Origin of the sequence: Streptomyces sp. NBC_00377 (genome assembly GCF_036075115.1) — a bacterium.
GTDB lineage: Bacteria > Actinomycetota > Actinomycetes > Streptomycetales > Streptomycetaceae > Streptomyces.
Map to the genome: position 1 here is coordinate 3,298,480 of NZ_CP107958.1, position 19,430 is coordinate 3,317,909.

19 protein-coding genes are annotated in these 19,430 nt (G+C 73.1%); 7 read left to right on the plus strand and 12 right to left on the minus strand.

The genetic code is table 11. The features are described from left to right. Positions 1-23: 23 nt before the first annotated feature. The 7 genes from OHS71_RS14720 to OHS71_RS14750 form a co-directional block, all read right to left on the minus strand. Positions 24-782 carry a spherulation-specific family 4 protein gene (locus tag OHS71_RS14720; protein ID WP_328479833.1) on the minus strand — a complete coding sequence of 253 codons (759 nt, stop codon included), beginning with the start codon at positions 780-782 and terminating at the stop codon, positions 24-26. Then, a complete protein-coding gene (locus OHS71_RS14725) occupies positions 770-1,732 on the minus strand; it encodes an NAD-dependent epimerase/dehydratase family protein (RefSeq protein ID WP_328479834.1) in 963 nt (320 codons plus the stop codon). Before OHS71_RS14725 ends, OHS71_RS14720 begins: the two co-directional genes overlap by 13 nt. Continuing rightward, positions 1,729-1,881 (minus strand): hypothetical protein, encoded by a 153-nt coding sequence (locus OHS71_RS14730; protein ID WP_328479835.1) that lies wholly within the window; start codon positions 1,879-1,881, stop codon positions 1,729-1,731. The genes OHS71_RS14725 and OHS71_RS14730 overlap by 4 nt, the downstream gene beginning before the upstream one ends. Before the next feature lie 142 nt (positions 1,882-2,023). Next, complete coding sequence (locus OHS71_RS14735) at positions 2,024-3,289, minus strand: hypothetical protein (RefSeq protein ID WP_443061145.1); 1,266 nt, start codon at positions 3,287-3,289, stop codon at positions 2,024-2,026. Positions 3,290-3,561: 272 nt separating this feature from the next. Next, positions 3,562-5,394: a DUF3492 domain-containing protein gene (locus OHS71_RS14740; protein WP_328479837.1), complete on the minus strand. Its 1,833-nt coding sequence runs from the start codon at positions 5,392-5,394 to the stop codon at positions 3,562-3,564. Positions 5,395-5,775: 381 nt separating this feature from the next. Beyond that, positions 5,776-6,870 (minus strand): DUF3152 domain-containing protein, encoded by a 1,095-nt coding sequence (locus OHS71_RS14745; protein WP_443046951.1) that lies wholly within the window; start codon positions 6,868-6,870, stop codon positions 5,776-5,778. 307 nt (positions 6,871-7,177) lie between these two features. Further along, positions 7,178-8,155: an alpha/beta fold hydrolase gene (locus OHS71_RS14750; protein WP_328479839.1), complete on the minus strand. Its 978-nt coding sequence runs from the start codon at positions 8,153-8,155 to the stop codon at positions 7,178-7,180. Between the two features lie 273 nt (positions 8,156-8,428). On the opposite strand from OHS71_RS14750, the gene OHS71_RS14755 reads away from it, so the two are divergent. The 4 genes from OHS71_RS14755 (at position 8,429) to OHS71_RS14770 (ending at position 10,361) form a co-directional block, all read left to right on the plus strand. Next, the gene (locus tag OHS71_RS14755; RefSeq protein ID WP_328479840.1) at positions 8,429-8,647 is read left to right on the plus strand and encodes a hypothetical protein; all 219 of its coding nucleotides are present in this window, start codon (positions 8,429-8,431) and stop codon (positions 8,645-8,647) included. A 179-nt stretch (positions 8,648-8,826) separates the two neighbouring features. Further along, on the plus strand, positions 8,827-9,468 hold the full coding sequence (locus OHS71_RS14760) for a TetR/AcrR family transcriptional regulator (RefSeq protein ID WP_020130830.1): 642 nt from the start codon (positions 8,827-8,829) through the stop codon (positions 9,466-9,468). A gap of 146 nt (positions 9,469-9,614) precedes the next feature. Beyond that, positions 9,615-9,842 (plus strand): DUF3107 domain-containing protein, encoded by a 228-nt coding sequence (locus OHS71_RS14765; protein ID WP_020130831.1) that lies wholly within the window; start codon positions 9,615-9,617, stop codon positions 9,840-9,842. 249 nt (positions 9,843-10,091) lie between these two features. Further along, complete coding sequence (locus OHS71_RS14770; RefSeq protein ID WP_328479841.1) at positions 10,092-10,361, plus strand: hypothetical protein; 270 nt, start codon at positions 10,092-10,094, stop codon at positions 10,359-10,361. A gap of 30 nt (positions 10,362-10,391) precedes the next feature. Here the strand turns inward: OHS71_RS14770 and OHS71_RS14775 are convergent, their stop codons facing one another. After that, positions 10,392-11,129, minus strand: coding sequence for a ferritin-like fold-containing protein (locus OHS71_RS14775; protein WP_328479842.1), 738 nt, complete (start codon positions 11,127-11,129; stop codon positions 10,392-10,394). A 496-nt stretch (positions 11,130-11,625) separates the two neighbouring features. On the opposite strand from OHS71_RS14775, the gene OHS71_RS14780 reads away from it, so the two are divergent. Both OHS71_RS14780 and OHS71_RS14785 read left to right on the plus strand, forming a co-directional pair. Continuing rightward, positions 11,626-14,424: a DEAD/DEAH box helicase gene (locus tag OHS71_RS14780; protein WP_328479843.1), complete on the plus strand. Its 2,799-nt coding sequence runs from the start codon at positions 11,626-11,628 to the stop codon at positions 14,422-14,424. A gap of 124 nt (positions 14,425-14,548) precedes the next feature. Then, positions 14,549-15,442 carry an alpha/beta fold hydrolase gene (locus OHS71_RS14785; protein WP_328479844.1) on the plus strand — a complete coding sequence of 298 codons (894 nt, stop codon included), beginning with the start codon at positions 14,549-14,551 and terminating at the stop codon, positions 15,440-15,442. A gap of 134 nt (positions 15,443-15,576) precedes the next feature. Here the strand turns inward: OHS71_RS14785 and OHS71_RS14790 are convergent, their stop codons facing one another. After that, positions 15,577-16,473, minus strand: coding sequence for an NYN domain-containing protein (locus OHS71_RS14790; RefSeq protein WP_328484515.1), 897 nt, complete (start codon positions 16,471-16,473; stop codon positions 15,577-15,579). A 195-nt stretch (positions 16,474-16,668) separates the two neighbouring features. Between OHS71_RS14790 and OHS71_RS14795 the strand changes: the two genes are divergently transcribed. After that, entirely contained in the window at positions 16,669-16,821 is a 153-nt protein-coding gene (locus OHS71_RS14795; RefSeq protein ID WP_328479845.1) for a hypothetical protein, read from the plus strand. A 70-nt stretch (positions 16,822-16,891) separates the two neighbouring features. On the opposite strand, the gene OHS71_RS14800 is transcribed toward OHS71_RS14795, so the two are convergent. The 3 genes from OHS71_RS14800 to OHS71_RS14810 all read right to left on the minus strand — a co-directional run bounded on the left by OHS71_RS14800 (position 16,892) and on the right by OHS71_RS14810 (position 19,364). Continuing rightward, entirely contained in the window at positions 16,892-17,497 is a 606-nt protein-coding gene (locus OHS71_RS14800; protein WP_328479846.1) for a MarC family protein, read from the minus strand. Between the two features lie 53 nt (positions 17,498-17,550). Next, positions 17,551-18,408 (minus strand): PHP domain-containing protein, encoded by an 858-nt coding sequence (locus OHS71_RS14805; RefSeq protein ID WP_328479847.1) that lies wholly within the window; start codon positions 18,406-18,408, stop codon positions 17,551-17,553. 314 nt (positions 18,409-18,722) lie between these two features. Next, positions 18,723-19,364 carry a DUF6758 family protein gene (locus OHS71_RS14810; protein WP_189920023.1) on the minus strand — a complete coding sequence of 214 codons (642 nt, stop codon included), beginning with the start codon at positions 19,362-19,364 and terminating at the stop codon, positions 18,723-18,725. Positions 19,365-19,430 lie beyond the last annotated feature (66 nt).

The following is a 19,430-nucleotide window of genomic DNA, read 5'->3' on the forward strand; positions in this document are numbered from 1 at the left end:
CCGTAACACTGCCATGGCCTTCTTCATTCCGAGACACCTGTTCCGATCCGCGAGACGAGTTCGTCCCAGTAGCCGGGCATGGTCTCCCAGGGGCCGGTGAGGCCGCCGCGGTCTGTGCCGTCGGTGAACCAGATCGTCGCGGCCCCCTGCCAGCGGGCGATGCGCAGTGCCTCGTCGAGGTGGCCGCGCGGTACACCGTGCACGAAGTGGCAGAAGCGCTCGGGCGGGTGCTCCGCGGTCCACTCGGCGACCTGCGACCAGCGGTAGTCGCTCCAGGGACCCGAGAAGGTGACCAACTGGTCCGCGTGCTCGGCGTAGCCGGGGTACGGGTGGGTGCCGTGACCGAGGACGATGTGGGTCGTGTCACGCAGGGTGCGCAGGGCACGGACCGTGCGGCTCAGCTCGGGGAGGGCGGTCCGCCCGGCCGGGCACCCGTCCAGGAGGAAGCCGTCGACCTGGTACCAGTCGAGGTGGCGCTGCGCGTCGGAGATCACCTCGGCGAAGCCGCGGGCGCCGTGGCGGAGTCCGAGGTTCCCGAGGACACGGACGCCGGCGTTGCGCAGCCGGCCCGCCGCCTCCAGGCAGCGCGGGTCGGGGCGGACGCCGGGGCCGTCGGCCACGTCGAGGGCGACCCAGTGCAGGGGCCGGCCGGGGCGGGCGAGTTCGACCCACTCGGCCGGGGCGAGGAGGGGGTGCGCGATGCCGGGAACGCCGAAGCCGGTACGGACACTGGTGGTGCCGGCCCTCGCGGTGCCTGCCGGGGTTCCGGTCAGATACGACATGCCGCCTCCATCCAGATGTCGGCGAGGGACTCCTCGAGGTTGATGCGCGGCCGCCAGCCGAGCCGGTCGCGGGCGGTGCGCACATCTGCCTGCTGCCAGCTGCCGCAGCCGTCCGGATACGGGTACGCGACCGGGCCCCCGTGGTCCGGTTCGGGGCGGGGGTGGCCGATGGCGGGCCGGAGGTGGGCGCCGGGCGGGCCGTCCAGTTCGTGGAGGGCGCCGCCGTACCCGGCCACCCGCGCGAGGACCGCGGCGGCGTCGCGCAGACGAACGGCGCGGCCCGAGCCGATGTTGATGACGCCCTGTGCGGCGGAGAGGGAGGCCGCGTGCACGGCGCGGGCGACGTCCCGGACGTCGAGGAAGTCGCGCTGCACGCCGAGTCCGCCGAGTTTGAGCTCGCCGTCACCGGACTGCATGGCACGGCGCATGGCCTCGGCGAGTCGGCCCAGCGGGGAGCCGGCGGGTGTGCCGGGTCCGGCGGGCGAGAACACCCGGAGCACGACGGCGTCCAGTCCTGAACCGAGGACGAGTTCGGTGGCGGCGAGTTTGCTGACCCCGTACGGGCCACCGGGGCGCGGTACGGCGTCCTCGGCCGTCGAGGAACCGGGCTGGCTCGGACCGTACTCGGCGCCGCAGCCGATCTGCACCAGCCGTGCCCCGCATCCGCTGCGGCGCAGGGCCTCGCAGACGGTGGCGACGGCGACGGTGTTGTGCCGGGTGAGTTCGCGGGCGCCGCCCCGGGTGGTGCCCGCACAGTTGACGACGACCTGGGGATGGACGGCGTCGAGGAAGCGGGTGAGTGCTCCCGGGCTGCCGGACGCGAGGTCGAATCGGACGTCGGCGTCGTCGCCGCGGCCGAGCGCGGTGAGCTGGACGGCCGGGTCGGCGAGCAGTCGGTCGGCGACGAAACGGCCGAGGTAGCCGTTGGCTCCGATCAGCAGAACCCTCATCGTGCGGCTCCCGTGGTGTGCGCCATGGCGGCCTCCGGGGCGTGGGCTTCGGTCGCCCCGTGCCCTGCGGTCGCTCCTGCGACCGCGGGGGCTCCTGCGACCGCGGGTGCCCCGGCGGCTCCGGTCGCTCCGGATCGGGAGGTGGTCATCTGGTCTCTCCTTCGAGGGTGTTGCGGTGGGCTGCGGCTGGGGGGAGGAACGCGTGCGGAGTGCGGTCCCCGTCCGGCGGGGGCGGCGCCGCGCACAGGACCGAGGCCCCGCCGACAGGTCCCGGGTGGGGGCGGGCGCGCGTCAGCACGGCTGGTCCGTTCGTACGTGGGCCGAGGCCCTGGTCAGCGTGCGGGTCGCATGGAACAGCAGGGTCAGGGCGGCGGCTCCGCAGACGAGGGACGGGACACCGGCCGGGCCCCAGGCGGTCACCAGGGTCTCCACGGGGGTGGCAAGGAAGCCGCAGCCGGGAAGCCGGCCCGCGAGGACCGTGGCCGGAGCGAGCGCCTCCGCCGTGCCGACGGCCGCGAGGACGACAGCCGGGGCCTGGGTGAAGCCGTGGACGACGAGGAGACGGGCCAGGAAGAGAAGGACGCCCAGCGTGAGGGTGTGTGCGTAGCCGGCCGGCTCGCCCAGGGCGGCGGCGCACAGGGGAACCAGGGCGGCCAGCGCGCACAGGAACAGGGCGCAGGTGCCGAGCAGCAGCGGTTGCACGGAGGCGGCGAACTCCTCCAGGCCACGGCTCGTGTGCAGCCGGCGCCGGGCCCGCACGGCGAGGAAGTGGGCGCTCCACGCGGCGGGCGCGCAGGCCAGTGCGAGGGCCAGCAGCGGGGCGGCAGCGAAGGGCCAGGGGCCGTCGAGCGTCCCGTCGGGCAGACCGTCGGGACCCCCGGCGACGGCGACCCGCAGGAGGCTGTCGCCGAGGGCCGCGTAGCAGAGGAGCCAGCAGGTCCAGGCGCCCGTCCGGTGCGGGCCGGGGCGGGCGCCGCGGTGCGGGCTCAACGGGCCGCGGCGCAGCACCGCACGCAGCGCGAGGGCGACGGCGAGGACGCCGGCGGCGGCCACGAGCAGGCTCGTGTGCCCCTCGGTGAGGCGCACACCGGTCACGGCCGCGGCCCACAGGACGCCCGGCAGGAGGGTGAGCAGTGCCCGGCCCGGACGAGGTCGCGGGATCACATGGGCTGTGGCGGCCGCGGTGAGCGGGGGCGCGTCGCCGTCGCGGGGTACGCGGGCGTACATCTCCTCCGCGAGGGAGAAGACGTCCCGGTGCCGGAAGCGTGCGGCGGTGCGGTCGGTGACCCCGTGGGCCTCCAGGCCCGCAGCGATCTCCAGCGGGTCGACGGCCCGTTCGCACAGTTCGCGGTGCCGGTGCATGAGGGCCTTGACCGGGTCCGCGGCGCCCCGGCGTGGAGCGGCCGGCCTGCGCCCGTCGGCGACGGGTCCGTCGAACGCCCGGGAACTTCCGCCGGGCGTCTCCGTCCGCGCCGACGCCCGGGGCGTTCCTGATGGTCCCCTCGATCCCGGTGCGTCCGACGCACCGGGCGCGGCCACCGATCCCGGTGCTCGCAGCACTCCCGGCGTTTCCGGCGCTCCCGGCGCTCCCGGTGCTCCCGGCCCTCCCGGCCCTCCCGGCCCTCCCGGTGCTCCCGGCCCTCCCGGTGCTCCCGGTGCTCCCGGTGCTCCCGGTGACAGTGGCCCCGGGTCCCCCGCCGCTCCCACCGCGCCCAGTGCCCGTCCTGCCGCCGATGCTCCCACCGGTCCCACCGGTCCCGCGGGTCCCACCGATCCCGCGGGTCCCGCGGGCGTCACTGTTTCCGGCCGGTCCAGTTCGTCGAGCCCGCTCATCGTGCCCCCTCCGTCGCGGCGACGGGCGAGGTGCCCCGCATGGGTGGCCCCGCCGCCCAGCTCGGGCCGCGGCGGGCAGTGGCGCGGGCGTCGTGACCGGTCCAGTGGCCCGGCAGACACGCCTCGGCGGGGACGGCGAACGGACGGGGTTCACCGTCGTCGAAGAGGAACCGGCGCACCGGGGCCCGGGAGACGAGCTCCAGATAGATGCCGTGAAACGCCGTGATGTTCTGCTCGACCGTGAAGAGTTCGAGGGCGCGGGCTCGGGCAGCCGCGCCCAGGCGCGCACGACGCTCGGGGTCGCGCAGCAGCGCCACGCACGCCTCCGCGAGCGCCCGCGGATTGCGCGGCGGAACGACCAGCCCCGTGCCGCCGATGACCTCGACCACCGCGCCGACATCGGTCGACACGGTCGCCCGGCCGCAGAACATCGCCTCGACCAGCCCGACCGGGAAGCCCTCGACGACACTCGACAGGACGACCACCGCACCGGACGCGTACGCCTCGGCGAGGGTGGGCGCTTCGGGCCCGCCGATCTCCTCGAAGGACACGGGGTTGTCGCCGACGGCATGCGGCCCGTCCGCCTCGTCGGGGAAGATCTGCGCGGCCAGCATCCTGCAGTGGCCGAGGTACGCCTGCCCCTCCGCCCCGGTGGGAGCGCCGACGATCCGCAGGCGCGCGCGGGGTTCCTCCCTGCGGAGCTCCGCGAAGGCGTGCAGGAGGGACACGAGGTCCTTCGCCGGTTCCACCCGGCCCACCCAGACCAGGGTGTGCGGGTCGGCGGTGTCGGAGGAGTCGCCCACCTCGGCGAACCGGGACGCCTGCATCCCGGGGTAGACGGTACGCAGCTTGGCGCGGTCGGCACCGCATCTCTCCTGCCAGCGGCGGGCGTGGGCGTTCCCGGGGGTCACACAGTCCGCCTGCCGGTAGACCTCGGCGGCCAGCCGGTTGTGGAAGGCGGCCACCAGAGCGCGGACGGCGGGAGTGCCGGGGGCTGGGGAAGCGGCAGGCTCGGTGGAGCCGGCTTCGCCGGACGGCGTACCGGTGGAGCCCGCGGAACCCGTGGAGCCCGCGGGGGAAGGAGTGATCCCCGAGCTCAGGTAGTGCGTCCGCAGCCGTACTCCGTACTCGGTCACCAGCAGCGGCACCTCGAAGAAGTGCCGTGCGAGCAGCCCGGGCAGCGCCGCCGCACCACCGGACGTGGCATGGCACAGGTCGACGGCGCCGAGCCCTTCGCCACCGTCGTTCCCGTTGCCCCCGTCGGCTTCGTACCAGCGGAGCGAGAGGGGGCGCAGGGCACGTTCGAGGTGCTCGGCGACGGCGAGCAGATCGGGTACGCGCGCCTCGCGCGCCGTACGCAGCGCGCCGGGCGCGCGACAGGCACGTTCCAGGGCGCGCACGGCGCTCTCGGAGCGGAGCGCTCCCACGAGTCCGCCCTCGTCGCGGGCGAGTTCGGCGAGGCCGTACAGCGCACTGGCGAAACGGTCCGCCTGAGGGGCGGGGGCGGCTCCCGGGGCATCCGCCGGCTTCGGGGGGTCCCCCTCGCAGAGTGCGGCCACCAACTCGCCGTAGGACTCCGCGAAGCGCCGGCGCGCCCGTCGGCCGTAGGTGACGCCGTCGTCCTCAGCCGTCCACAGCGGGGCCCTGCGCACTCGCTTGACCTGCGGAGGAAGCTCGACGAGGCCCGCGTTCTCCTGGTGTTCGGCGCGGCTGAGCGCGTAGACGTCGAATTCATGCTGCCCGAGCCCGCGCACGAGCCGGTCGCACCAGAGCCCGGCGTCCCCGCTCAGATACGGATAGCCCCCCTCCGTCAGCAGTCCGATGCGCACGCACACTCCCGATCTCCCGTTTGGGGAGCCGCCGTTGACCCGGCGGCTCGCAGCGGGACGAACGTATGCGGACAAGGTGGTGGTGCGACGGACGGTTGTCCGTCGCACCACCAAAAGGGGTGAACGGTCGTAACTTTCCGGTGCAGGTCGCGTTCCGTCGCGCTAAGAGATCATCCGACCGCGAAACGTCACCTCACGTGGGTCGCACGGGGAACGCCTCCGACGCCGTGGCCGGCTGTCAGGCCATGGCCGACGAAGACGAGCACGGGCCGGCTTCGCGCGTGGGTCACCGAGCAGGGCGACCACCGCAGGGCGACCACCGGGGCCCGGCCGGTCTCCTCGAGCGGAGACCGGCTCGTCGCACACGCTGACCCGTGGGGCTCAACTGCCGGGATACGGCCAGGCGTTGGGCAGGCAGTGGATCCCGTCGTGGTCGAGGAACTTCGTCTGCTGCTGCATGACCGGCGCGAGCTCGCCGTCCTTGTCGCAGGTGACATGGCTGTAGCCGAGGCGGTGTCCGACCTCGTGGTTGATCAGCATCTGCCGGTAGGCGTACATCTTGTCGCCGAAGGTCTTCGATCCCTGCGCCCACCGGTAGGCGTTGATCATCACGCGCTCGGTGGCCGCCGAGTCGCAGGAGACGTTGTCCTCCGTGGTGTCCAGACCGGACTTGGCGCACCACACGGCGGTCGTGCCAGGACTGGCGAGCGTGATGACGAAGTCGGCCTTGCCCGAGTGGATCCGCTCGAAGGTGCGGGCGCCGTCGTGGGCCCAGCTGCGGGAGTCGTTGAGCGTCGCCTGCACGGCCTGCGCGAACAGTTCACCGTCGAGGCCGAGGCCGTGTTCCACGTCGACGCGGTAGGTGTATTTCCGCCCCTTGCCGGGCGCCTTGGCGACGCCCGCCACCGCGTCGAACCTCCCCGATCCCTTGAGCTGGGCACCGAGGGGATATCGCACGCTCATCCGCTGCGCGTAGGTCAGCGTGACCGCACCGGAGCCCGCGGCGGGCGACGCCGGCGCGCTCGGGCGGTCGTCCCCGCGCGCGGTGTCGTCGACGGCTTCACGGGTCCGGCCGGTGGCGGACTGCGACCGGACCGCGTCGTCGTCCCGTCCGGCGGTGACCTGTCCGGCCACCACGACGGCCAGCACCGTGGTGACGGCGGCAGCCGCGATACCGGCGAAGGCCCGCCCCTTGGCACTCGGGGCAGCCGGGGATCCGTCCGTGGACGGCTCGCCGCCCACGCCGTCGCTTCCGCCGGCGCCGGCGCTCGCACGAGAGGCGGCGTCCCGGTCAGCGTCGGAGATGTAGGGATCCTGCACGCGCGTGGCCGTGTACGGCGTCCTCGCGCGCGTGAAGACGTCCTCGTCGTCCTCGCCGAAGGCGTCGAGGTACTCCTGACGAGGGCCCCGGCGGGAGCCCGGGCGGGGGCCCTTGTGCGGGCCGTCCTGCGGAATGGTTCGCTGACGCGGTATCACGGGCTGCCCGGTACCCGCTGATCGTCCTCTCAAGTCACCCCAGCCGCCTCCCCCTTCGGGCTGCTCCGGGTGACCGCCCCGCACCTGCGGAAACCCGTGGGCCGGGGTCCCGTCGGGGAGGAAGAAGCGGGGCACCCCGTGCGAGGGGGTGCCGTCGGTCCCCGCGGGCGGCGCCTGGACCCGGGCGCCGCGCGGATCCCCCTGCGGAGGCGGCTGCGGGTCGGCTCCCTGCGACGCACCTTTGGCAGCGCCGTCCGCGGCACTCCTGGGCGCGGGTCCACGCCGGCTGTGGCGTCCCACGTCGGCCTCAGCCCCCCGAGATCTCGGTCGTGCGGGCGGTGTCCGCGAGGAGCTCCCGGAAAGCCGTCGCCACCGTGTCGGGGTACTCCATCATCGCCACGTGGCCCGCGTCGGGCAGCGTGAGCAGGCGGGAGTCCCGGAAGGTCCGGGCGGCGCGCTGCGCCATGCGGAAACCGACGAGCTGGTCGCGACCGCCGTAGACGAGGAGGGTCGGGGCGAGGACGCGTTCGGCCTGGCGCCAGAGCCCGTGCTGACCACCCAGCGTGTACGCGCTGAGCAGCCCGCGCGTGGAGCGTGTCAGCGCGTCCCAGAAGTAGGGCAGCTGAAGCCGCCGCTCGAGCTCGTCGACCGCGTGGCGGAACGCGTCCGGGCTGACCCTCCCGGGATCGCCGTAACAGAGCGCAGTGACCCCGCGAACGCGCTGCTCGGCCGTCCACTCGCGGGTGAACCGGGTGAACAGCGCTGCGACGCCGGGCAGCCCGACCAGTCCCGTGGGCACCGCCGTCCGCTGCACCCGCAGCTCGGGCAGCGCGGGCGAGACCAGCGTCAGCGTCCGTACGAGGTCGGGCCGGACCGCGGCGACGCGCGTGGACACCGCGCCGCCCAGGGAATTGCCGAAGAGGTGCACGGGGCCGCGGTCGACGGCGTCGAGGTAGCGGATGACGGCACGCGCGTGTGCCGTGATGGAGTAGTTGCCATCGTCCGGTGGCGGGGAGTCGCCGAAGCCCGGCAGATCCACCGCCTCGCTCGCCACCACCCCGTCGAGCAGCGCCATCAGCGCCGACCAGTTCTGCGAGGAACCGCCCAGGCCGTGCACGTACAGCGCGGGCTGGAGCCCTTCGCGCGCGGGGGGCCTGGAGCGGATCGTGAGCGTGATGCCCGGCAGCCCCACCGACCGGAGCCGTTCGCCCTCGGCGACCCGGACGGCAATCGCCTTCGGGAGCACGCTGGTGGGCGGCACGGAGGGCAGCTCGGTCGAAGACATGCGGGCAATGTTACGAGACGATCACGCGCGACTTTGTGTGTTCGCCGTCACACGCGCGGGTCGCGTGCGCCCGGGAGGGGTAGGCAACGACACCGCGCCCGCACGGCATCCGCACCGCACTCACACCGCCCCGACGCCATACCGAGGCGGATCAGGGGCACTCCGCACAGCGATCGCATAGCGTCCGAAACGGGTGTCTCCTAGGCTCGTATCGAGGGCACCCGCTTGTGGCCCCTGCAGCTCGCAGGGACGTTCGTAGGAAGGGAGCCCACCATGGCCATTGACCCCACCGACCCGGAGACGTTCGAAGAGGACGACGACTTCGGGGAGATCGACGTCGAGGCGCCGGAGAACGACGCCGCCGAGCAGTACACGGACGTCATCCCGAAGCGCGACGACTCCCTGGAGGACGTGGATCCCGCCCGGGCCGACGAAGCCGATCTCGTCGAACAGGCTCGCGTGGTCTCGCTCGACGAGGACGACTATCGCTGACCGGTCCGAGCTGGAGCGGGCCGGAGTATGCCCGTAACATCCCGTTCCAAAACAGTTTCTACCGCTTTTGTCGTCGTCCAGTCCGTGAAATTCTGCACTCGCACCGCGCACAGCACGGTTACCGAAAAGTACGATGGCGGCGCGGCGCTCACCGCAAGAGGACCACTTTGGGAGGCGGCGTGACAGCCATCGAGCAGACAGAGGCGGCGCGCCCGCGGGGCACCCGCCTGCCGCGCCGTGCCCGACGCAACCAGCTGCTGGGCGCCGCCCAGGAAGTCTTCGTGGCGCAGGGCTACCACTCGGCCGCCATGGATGACATCGCCGAGCGGGCCGGCGTCAGCAAGCCGGTGCTCTACCAGCACTTCCCCGGCAAGCTCGACCTCTACCTGGCCCTGCTGGACCAGCACTGCGAGTCGCTCATCCAGGCCGTGCGCGGTGCGCTCGCCTCGACGACCGACAACAAGCAGCGCGTCCGCGCCACGATGGACGCGTACTTCGCGTACGTGGAGGACGACGGCGGCGCCTTCCGTCTGGTGTTCGAGTCGGACCTGACGAACGAGCCCGCGGTGCGCGAGCGTGTCGACAAGGTCACCACCGAGTGCGCCGAGGCGATCTGCGAGGTCATCGCGGAGGACACCGGCCTGTCGCGCGCGGAGTCCATGCTGCTCGCCTCGGGCCTGGGCGGCCTCGCCCAGGTCGTGGCGCGGTCCTGGCTGCACAGCGACCGCAGCGTTCCGCGCGATCAGGCGGTGCAGCTGCTGGCCTCGCTGGCCTGGCGCGGCATCGCCGGTTTCCCGCTGCACGGGACCGATCAGCACTGACCGCGGGGGCGGTCGGCCGTTTGTTCCCGCCCGCTGTTCGCTCCTGGCGTGGACGGCCGCGCCGTGTACGTCCCCTCACCGGGCTAATGTGTGCAGCGTACGGCGCGGACGCCCGCGCACCTCGTGACCGTCGGAGGGACATAGCCGTGGAGGTCAAGATCGGCGTGCTGCACGCGCCTCGCGAGATCGTTCTGGAGAGCGGTCAGACTCCCGAGGAGGTCGAGCGGGTGGTGGCCGAGGCCCTGGCCGGGAAGTCGCAGCTGCTCAGCCTCGTGGACCAGCACGGCCGCAAGGTCCTGGTTCCGGCCGACCGTCTGGCCTACGTCGAGCTGGGCGAGCCCGCCCCGCGCAAGGTGGGCTTCGGCGCACTGTAGGCGAAGCAACACGAGAGGGGCCCGGCGACCGGAAGGTCGCCGGGCCCCTCTCGCATGCGTGCGCCGGGCCCCTCTCGCATGCGTGCGCCGCAGGGCGAACCCGACCGGAATCGCGGCCGGTTTTCGCTGTCGGCGTTTCCTTCACAGATGGAGCACAAGTCGGCCCCAGGGGAGGATTGCATTCCGCAGGTCACGGGTATGACGGGCTACGACCTTGGTGCACAGCCCCACCGTCCGGGAGGGAACCACATGATCTTGGAAGCGCTCGGCTCCGCTGTGCTCGGTCTGGTGCTCGCGTGGGCGGCGGTCCACCGCTTCTCCCACCGCCTGCCGGTCCGCAGCCTCGTCCTCGCGACGGGCGTCGCCGGAGCCCTGTTCGGTGACTTCGTCACCCACAGCGCGCTGGGCCCCGGCACCGTCCTGGCGAGTCTCCTCGGCGCGGCGATCGTCTCCGCCGCCTCGGTCTCCCTGCTGCTGCGGCCGGCCGGCCGCCTCAGGCGACGATCGGCCCCGGCGTAGGCCGCCGGGCCGACACCGTTCCCGGCGGAGCTAGGCCGCGAGCCCCAGCGCCGCCATCCGCTTGGTGTGCGCCTCGGTGATCCGGGAGAACATCCGGCCGACCTCGGCGAGGTCGAAACCGTCCGCCACACCGCCCACGAGCATCGTCGACAGCGCGTCGCGGTCCGCGACCACCCGCTGGGACTGCGACAGGGCCTCGCCCATCAACCTCCGTGCCCACAGCGCGAGTCGGCCGCCCACCCGCGGCTCCGCGTCGATCGCGGCGCGCACCCGGTCCACGGCGAAACCGGCGTGGCCGGTGTCGTCCAGCACGGCCAGCACCAGGGCGCGGCTGTCGGTGTCGAGGCGCACCGCGACCTCCCGGTAGAAGTCGCTGGCGATCGAGTCGCCGACGTACGCCTTCACGAGGCCCTCGAGCCAGTCCGACGGGGCCGTCTGCCGGTGGAAGCCGTCGAGCGCGGCGACGAACGGTTCCATCGCCTGCGTCGGCTCCTCGCCGATCTCCGTGAGCCGGTTACGCAGCCGCTCGAAGTGGTGGAACTCGGCCGACGCCATCTTCGCCAGCTCCGCCTTGTCCCCCAGCGTGGGCGCCAGCTTGGCGTCCTCCGCGAGCCGCTCGAACGCCGCCAGCTCGCCGTACGCCAGCGCACCCAGCAGATCCACGACCGCGGCCCGGTACTGCGGGTCGGCGGAGGCCGTCGCCCAGTCCTGGGCTGCGATGCCGGTAGCGGTGTTCTCGGGCTTGTCAGAGGTCGTCATGAAGCGCACAATAGCCCGCTCGTCGCACGGTGGAAGGCCCTGGTCAATCAGTGTGACGACGAAGACGTACGGGACCACCTCAGGCACTGTGACAACCACAACGTGACCGAATCGGCCATCGCGTGTGCGCGATTCCGGGGTATGGTGGTAATGCGCCTGCCGAATATTCGACGGGCCGCACGTATGAGGATGCCCGGTCGGTGGCCCGATCGGCTCCGACCCGACAGCCCTCCTCGCCCGTACGGCACTGTCCGTACGGAACCCGGAGGGGACCCCCTCAGCGGTACGAGCGCTAGAGCGTCGGCAGAGGTCCCGTGTCCTGACGGCTGGCCCGTGAGGCAGTCGACGCCCCCGGCACGGTCCTGACACGACCCCCGCGCTCGCCTCGCACCGCGCACACAGAAGAGGCAGCACCCTGACTACGTTCCGAGAGCTCGGCATCCTTTCCGAGACCGCCGAGGCCCTGGAGGCCGTCGGCATCACCAGCCCCTTTCCCATCCAGGAGATGACGCTGCCCGTGGCCCTCACGGGCACGGACGTCATCGGCCAGGCCAAGACCGGCACCGGCAAGACGCTCGGCTTCGGACTCCCGCTCCTCGAGCGCGTGACCGTCCCCGCCGACGTCGAGGCCGGCCGCGCCCGGCCCGAAGACCTCACCGACGCCCCGCAGGCGCTCATCGTGGTCCCCACGCGTGAGCTGTGCACGCAGGTCACCAATGACCTGCTGACGGCGGGCAAGGTGCGCAACGTGCGCGTACTCGCCATCTACGGCGGCCGCGCCTACGAGCCCCAGGTCGAGGCCCTGAAGAAGGGCGTCGACGTCGTCGTCGGCACCCCGGGCCGTCTTCTGGACCTCGCGGGCCAGAAGAAGCTCGACCTCAAGCACATCAAGTCGCTCGTCCTGGACGAGGCCGACGAGATGCTCGACCTCGGCTTCCTGCCCGACGTCGAGAAGATCATCAACATGCTTCCGGCGAAGCGTCAGACCATGCTGTTCTCGGCGACCATGCCGGGCGCGGTCATCGGCCTCGCGCGCCGCTACATGTCGCAGCCGACGCACATCAACGCCACGTCGCCGGACGACGCGGGCCGGACCGTCGCGAACACCAAGCAGCACGTGTACCGCGCGCACAACATGGACAAGCCCGAGATGGTCGCCCGCATCCTGCAGGCCGACGGCCGCGGCCTGGTCATGGTGTTCTGCCGTACCAAGCGCACGGCGGCCGACCTCGCCGACCAGCTCCAGCAGCGCGGCTTCGCCTCCGGCGCGGTCCACGGGGACCTCGGCCAGGGCGCCCGCGAGCAGGCGCTGCGCGCCTTCCGCAACGGCAAGGTCGACGTCCTCGTCTGCACCGACGTCGCCGCCCGCGGCATCGACGTCGAGGGCGTGACGCACGTCATCAACTACCAGTCCCCCGAGGACGAGAAGACGTACCTGCACCGCATCGGCCGCACCGGCCGCGCGGGCGCCAAGGGCATCGCGATCACGCTGGTCGACTGGGACGACATCCCGCGCTGGCAGCTCATCAACAAGGCGCTGGAGCTCGACTTCAGCGACCCGCCGGAGACGTACTCCACCTCTCCGCACTTCTTCGAGGAACTCGGCATCCCGGCGGGCACCAAGGGTGTCCTTCCGCGCTCGGAGCGCACCCGCGCCGGGCTCGACGCGGAGGAGCTCGAGGACCTGGGCGAGCCGGGCGGCCGCGGTGCACGCGGTCGCAACGACCGCGGTGACCGTGGCGGCCGTGACCGGGGCGGTCGTGGTGACCGTGGCGGCCGGGGCGAGTCCCGTTCCGGCGAGCGGTCGTCCGACGAGCGCGAGCGGTCGGCCCGTACGCCGCGCCGCCGTCGCCGTACGCGCAACGGTTCCTCGCTGGACGCGACGTCGGCGCCCGCCGGCACCGCTGCCCCGGAGCAGGCCCCCGCGGCCCAGTCGACGCCCGTGACGGAGGAGGCCGCCGGTCCGCGTACCCCGCGCCGTCGCCGCCGCACCCGCAACGGATCCGCGCAGGAGGCCGTCGTCGCGACGACCGTGCCGGCTGCCGAGCCCGTCGCGGAGGCCGCGGAAGCGGCCGTGACGACGGCCGAGGGCCCCGCCCTGGACGCCCCGCAGACCGCTCCGGAGGGCGCTGCGGCACCGCGCCGCCGCCGCACCCGCAAGACCGCGGAGACCGTGACCGCCGCCGGGACCGCCGCCGGGACCGCACCGGCCACGGTGACGGAGCCGCCGGCCGCCGGGGCCCCCGCGGCCGAGACGGTCGTCGACACGGCCGAGGCGACCGAGGCCAAGCCGCGCCGCCGCACCCGCAAGACGACGGCCGCGGCCGAGACCGTGGCGAGCGTCGAGACCCCGGTGGCGGCCACGGCCGCCGAGACCGTGGTCAAGCCGCGCCGCACCCGCAAGACGGCAGCCACCGCTCCGGCCGAGGCCGCTCCCGCCGAGGCCGCTCCCGCCGAGGCCGCGCTCGACACGGCCGAGGCCACCGAGGCCAAGCCGCGCCGCCGCACCACCCGCAAGGCCGCCCAGCCCGAGACGACGGCCACCACGGCCGACATCCCGGCCCAGGCCACGCAGGAAGCGGCAGCCGTCAAGCCGCGCCGCACCCGCAAGGCCGCCGCCACCGCCCCGGCCACGGCCGAGGCCGAGACCGCGGTCGACACGGCCGAGGCCAAGCCCCGGGTGCGCCGCACCCGCAAGGCCACGGTCCCGGCCGAAGCCGCCGTGGACACGGCGGAGGCGACCGAGGCCAAGCCGCGCCGCACCCGCAAGGCCGCCGCCACCGCCGTCGAGGCCACGGCGACCGCCGTCGAGGCCCCGGCGGTCGCCGAGGCCAAGCCGCGTCGCACCCGTAAGGCAGCGGCTCCGGCCGAGGTCGCGGTCGACACGGCCGAGGCCACGGAGGCCAAGCCGCGCCGCACCCGCAAGACGGCCGCCACGGCGACGGAGCCGATCGCGGAGGCCGCCGCGGCCGCCGCGGCGGCGGTCAAGCCGCGTCGCGCCCGTAAGACGGCAGCCGCGGCCCCGGCCGAAGCCGCCGTCGACACGGCCGAGGCCACCGAGGCCACGCCGCGCCGCCGCACCACCCGCAAGGCCGCCCAGCCCGAGACGACGGCCACCACGGCCGACATCCCGGCCCAGGCCACGCAGGAAGCGGCAGCCACCAAGCCGCGCCGCACCCGCAAGACCGCCGCCACCGCCCCGGCCACGGCCGAGGCCGAGACCGCGGTCGACACGGCCGAGGCCAAGCCCCGGGTGCGCCGCGCCCGCAAGGCCACGGCCGCCGCGGAGCCCGCGGACGGCTGACCGGACCGCACGGCACGACGCCCGACGGCCCGGCCCCTCCTCGTCGAGGGGCCGGGCCGTCGGCGTTCCCCCGGGCGGGGTCCCGCCGACGGTGCGCGGCGCGGCCTCCCGGTAGCCTCGGGACGTGACCAGTGCGAGCGCCACCAGCCCCTTCCCGCCGCCCCCTGGCGCGCGTGCGTACCACCTGCGGACCGGGCGCGGTGAGTTCGCCGTGGTCGACTCGCCCGTGCCCGCGGGGGTCGAGCCGCGCGGTGTCGCGCTGCTGCTGCCCGGCTTCACCGGCAGCAAGGAGGACTTCCACCGGCTGCACGAACCGCTCGCGGCCCGCGGCTACCGGACGGTCGCCGTGGACGGGCGGGGGCAGAACGAGTCCGACGGGCCCGCCGACGACGAATCCGCGTACGCGCGTGAGGAATCGGCGCGGGACGTGCTGGCGCAGGCGGCGGCCCTCGGCACTCCCCTGCACCTCGTCGGGCATTCTCTGGGCGGTCAGATCGCCCGGGCCGCCGTGCTGCTGGACCACTCCGCCTTCGTCTCGTTCACGCTCGTCGCCTCGGGTCCGGCCGAGATCTCGGACTCCCAGAAGCAGCGCGTGAAGCTGCTGCACGACGCGCTCGCGGTGATGACGATGCCGGAGGTCTGGGAGGCGATCCTCGCGATGGGTCCGCCGGAGGAGGTGGGCGGCCCGGCCAGCGGCTTCGGCGCACCGGAGCTGCTGCGGCAGCGCTGGCTGAACCACAAACCCGCTCAACTCCTCGCGACCGGGCGCCAGTTGTGCGTCGAGCCGAACCGGGTCGAGGAACTCGCTGCCGTCCCGCTGCCGCTCCATGTCCTGTCGGGTGCGCTGGACGACACCTGGCCGGTCCCCCTCCTCGACGACATGGCCGTGCGGCTGGGCGCACACCGGACGATCATCGCGGGCGCCGAGCACTCACCGAACCAGGACCAGCCGCTGCCGACGGCCCGCGCGCTCGCCGACTTCTGGGACCGCCACCCCGGACACCGGCAACCGTCGTAGTCCGGACTCGCCCCCGGCCCTGCCCGCCCGGTCCTGGTACCGCTCAGGTCCAGGTGCTGCTCAGGTCCAGGTACCGCTCAGGTCCTGATACCGCCCAGGTCCTGGTGCTGCTCCAGCCCAGGTACCGCCGCGTCCTAGTACTGCGTCTGCACGTGCTCCCAGAAGCCGTCCCGCAGCGCGCGTCGCAGGTCCGCCTGGCCGCGCAGGGAGTACTGGAGAATTCCCTCCGCCTCCACCAGGAGGTCCTGGTCGACGGAGCCGGGGAGGTAGGGGTGGCCGGGCAGCAGCTCGGCCAGTGCCTCCCTGCCCCGCGCCGAAAGCCACTTCGCCGCGACCTGCGCACCGGCGAAACGGACGGCCTCGCGGGTGGGCCGGTTCACGCCGGCCTGTTCGTAGGCCGCGGCAGTGCGCCGTGAGACGTACGGCTTGAAGAAGTCCAGGTCGAGGGTGCGCTGACTGTCGACCTCCCAGAGCAGCGGCTCGGCCTGGTTGCGGCCTTCCGGCGCCTCGATGCCCCACAGGTGCACCCGGGCGCCGTACCCCTGCGCGGCCTCCACCGCCGAGACCAGGTCCTCGTCGCCGCCCAGCAGGGCCGCGTCACTGATGGCCCGGTGCCGGGCCAGGGACTCGAGGTCGGTACGGATCAGCGAATCGACGCCCTTCTGCTGGTTGTTGGCGTTGAGGTTGCCCAACCGCACCTTCACGTCCGGCAGTTCCGCGATGGACTGCTGCTCGGAGGTGTGGATACGGCGCCGGGCGCCGTCGTACCAGTAGACGCGCAGCAGCCGGCTGTCGGCGAAGATCGAGCGGGCGCGGTCGATGAGCGCCTCGATCAGGCCCTCGGCGTCGACGTCGAAGGCCCGGCGGTCCTCCGTCCCGGCCACCAGGCGTCCCGCCGCCGCGTACAGGTACCCCGCGTCGACGAAGATCGCGTGGGTCGAGGGTGTCTTGGCCACCTCGGCGAGCATGCGGGTGAGCAGCTCGTTCGTGCGGTCGATGCGGGCGGCGAGGGCCGGGAGGTCGTCGTTCATCGCCTCCATTGTTCCGGTGGTCACGCTGCGAACACAACCGGTCCCGTTCAGTCCCCGTGAACCCTCTTACCGGTGAGTAATTAGCCGTTCGAAAAATTTCTTTAGCGTAGGGAATGTTTGTAACACGCATCCCGTTGACTCCCTACGTAACCAAGTAGTTCTCCTCAGGAGGATGACCAGACGAAGGGAGAAGCCATGCGCTTCGAAATCATGCGACTCGACGACGTCGACGGCACCGCCGTGGACAGCACCGTCGTGGACGCCGCCTCCGTCAACCGGATCGTTCAGCAGGCCGCCGCCATCGGGCAGCGGCTGTGGATCCGTCCGGCCGACACCTCGGCCTCGTAACGCGGGTCCCTTACAGGTTTCAGAGCCCCCTACGGCGACGCCGTAGGGGGCTCTGCTGTGCCCGGGCCGGTCAGCCGCCCCGGATCACCTGCGTGACACCGTTGATGATCTGCTGCACCGCGATCGCCGAGAGCATCATGCCCGCGAGCCGCGTCACCAGGACCACGCCCCCGTCCTTGATGACCCGGATGATCAGCAGCGAGTAGCGCATCACCAGCCACAGCACGACATGGATGGCGAGGATGGCCGCCCAGAGCGACACCTGCGTCGTCACGCTGTCGGCCTTCTGCACGGCGAGGATGACGGACACGATCGCACCGGGGCCCGCCAGCAGCGGCATACCCAGCGGGACGAGCGCCACGTTGACGTCCTTGGTCTGCTTCGGCTCGTCGTTCTTGCCGGTGAGCAGGTCCAGCGCGATCAGCAGGAGCAGCAGCCCGCCCGCGATCATCAGGGCGGGCACGGAGACATGCAGGTAGTCGAGGATCTGATGCCCGAGGAGCCCGAAGACGGTGATCACACCGCCCGCCACGCAGACGGCCTGGAAAGCCATCCGCCGCTGCACCTTGGCGGGGCGCCCGGCGGTGAGCGCGAGGAAGATCGGGGTGATCCCGGGGGGATCCATGATGACGAAGAGGGTGAGGAAGAGGGAGCCGAAGACGGCAATGTCGAACATCAGTACGGAAACCTTGCGGGGAGTAGGACGGACCAGGGGTGCGGAGGTGAGCCTCAGGCTCCGCCGGTCCCCGGCACCGGGAACGCCCCGGTCGCCCGCCGGGTGATCTCCCCGTACACCTCGGGGTCGGTCGTGTACTCGCCGAGCACGCAGGTCTTGCGGCTGCCGTGGTAGTCCGACGAGCCGGTGACCAGCAGCCCCAGATCGGCGGCCAGCCCGCGCAGTCGTGCGCGCGTGTCCGCGTCGTGGTCCATGTGGTCGACCTCGATACCGTCGAGGCCGGCGGCGGCCAGCTCGGCGATCGTGGACTCCGGCACCGTACGACCGCGCTTGCTCGCGCCCGGGTGCGCGAAGACGGTGACCCCGCCCGCGCCCTTGACCAGGCGGATCGCCTCGAAGGGGTCAGTCTCGTGCTTCGCTACGTGGGCCCGGCCGCCGTCGGCCAGCCAGTCTCCGGTGAAGGCGTCGTTCACGGTCGGTACGACGCCGAGCTCGACCAGGGCGGTGGCGACGTGCGGTCGCCCGACGGACCCCTCGCCCGCGATGCGCGCGACCCGCTCCCAGGTGACGGGCACGCCCAGCTCGTTCAGCCGGGCGACCATGGCCCGCGCCCGCGGCACCCGGTCGTCGCGCACCAGCTCACGCTCGGCGAGCAGGGCGGGCTCCTCGGGGTCGAACAGGTAGGCCAGCATGTGCATGCTGACGCCGTCGACACGACAGGACAGCTCGGCACCGGTCACGAGCGTGAGCCCGGACGGCAGCGCGGCGACGGCCTCGGCATGTCCGCGGGTCGTGTCGTGATCGGTCAGCGCGACGACGTCCAGACCGGCGGCACCCGCGTTGCGGACCAGCTCGGCCGGGGTGTCCGTCCCGTCGGAGGCCGTGGAGTGGCAGTGCAGATCGATGCGCACGACACAGACTCCAGGCGATGACGGAACGAAAGAGGACGCCTCAGCATAACCGCTCATCACCCCACCCCTGTCACACCCGAAACCCCCAAGCACCCCCTACACCTCGCCCCCGGGGGCCGCACAGCACGGACGACACCCTGACCCCTCAGGGGCGCGGGCAACCGCGCGACCGGGCAAGGCGGCGCAGCAGACGACGACGAAGCCCTTCCCCCTCCAGGGGCGCGGACCCCTGCGCGACCAGCCACGACGGCGCAGCAGACGGCGAAGCCGCGCAAGCCGCACGCACTCCGGTCACCCCGCAGCCCAGCGGAGCGCTAAGGCTTCAGCAGCCGAGGCGACAGCGCCCCGCACGGCACCAGTTCCACCTCGGCCCCGGCGTCGCGCAGATCCGTGAGCACCAGCTCGTCGTACATCAGCAGTCCGGACTGCTCGGGCCACACCACAGCCCACAGCCACAGCCCTCGCGCCTCGCCCGCGAAGACGGCCCGGTCGTCCGGGGTGGCGGACACATGCCACAGCGGAGTCGGGCGGCCGGCGGCGAGGACCTTGGCCTGCGGCGGTTTCTCGACGCTCATGTACGGGCCGGGATCCGGGCCGTCGACACCGGCGTACCGCGCACCGAGTCCGACGCCCAGTTCCTCGGCCACGAGGATCAGCTCGCCCATGCCGCCGAGCGGGCCGGGCCCGGTGCAGGCCACGGCGGTGGCACGGCCCCCGCTGCGGTCGTCCCCCGCGTACGTCACGCCCGTGAAGAGCCAGCCGACCGGCAGCGGCCACGGCATCCACACCGGTACCTGGGTGCGGTGCACGACGACGCTGAGGGCCTCGACGCTGGGCGGGATCACGGGCTGAAGCGGATACACCGTCCCGTGCGCGTCGCACTGCCAGGAATCGGCGAAGAGTCCGGGAGCCCTGACCCGGCCACCACACTTCGGGCAACTGGGTTCGCCCCTCATAGAGCCCCACGGTCCTACCCGAGCCCGCCCACGTCAAGGACGATCACCCGTCCGGACGGAAGTGAC

Bases quoted from the DNA above. Each gene is read 5' to 3' on its own strand.
- OHS71_RS14770 (WP_328479841.1), top strand. From the start codon at position 10,092: ATGATCTTGGAAGCGCTCGGCTCCGCTGTGCTCGGTCTGGTGCTCGCG.
- OHS71_RS14780 (WP_328479843.1), top strand. From the start codon at position 11,626: ATGACGCTGCCCGTGGCCCTCACGGGCACGGACGTCATCGGCCAGGCC.
- OHS71_RS14720 (WP_328479833.1), bottom strand. From the start codon at position 782: ATGTCGTATCTGACCGGAACCCCGGCAGGCACCGCGAGGGCCGGCACC.
- OHS71_RS14750 (WP_328479839.1), bottom strand. From the start codon at position 8,155: ATGTCTTCGACCGAGCTGCCCTCCGTGCCGCCCACCAGCGTGCTCCCG.
- OHS71_RS14755 (WP_328479840.1), top strand. From the start codon at position 8,429: ATGGCCATTGACCCCACCGACCCGGAGACGTTCGAAGAGGACGACGAC.
- OHS71_RS14790 (WP_328484515.1), bottom strand. From the start codon at position 16,473: ATGAACGACGACCTCCCGGCCCTCGCCGCCCGCATCGACCGCACGAAC.
- OHS71_RS14730 (WP_328479835.1), bottom strand. From the start codon at position 1,881: ATGACCACCTCCCGATCCGGAGCGACCGGAGCCGCCGGGGCACCCGCG.
- OHS71_RS14800 (WP_328479846.1), bottom strand. From the start codon at position 17,497: ATGTTCGACATTGCCGTCTTCGGCTCCCTCTTCCTCACCCTCTTCGTC.
- OHS71_RS14795 (WP_328479845.1), top strand. From the start codon at position 16,669: ATGCGCTTCGAAATCATGCGACTCGACGACGTCGACGGCACCGCCGTG.
- OHS71_RS14810 (WP_189920023.1), bottom strand. From the start codon at position 19,364: ATGAGGGGCGAACCCAGTTGCCCGAAGTGTGGTGGCCGGGTCAGGGCT.
- OHS71_RS14725 (WP_328479834.1), bottom strand. From the start codon at position 1,732: ATGAGGGTTCTGCTGATCGGAGCCAACGGCTACCTCGGCCGTTTCGTC.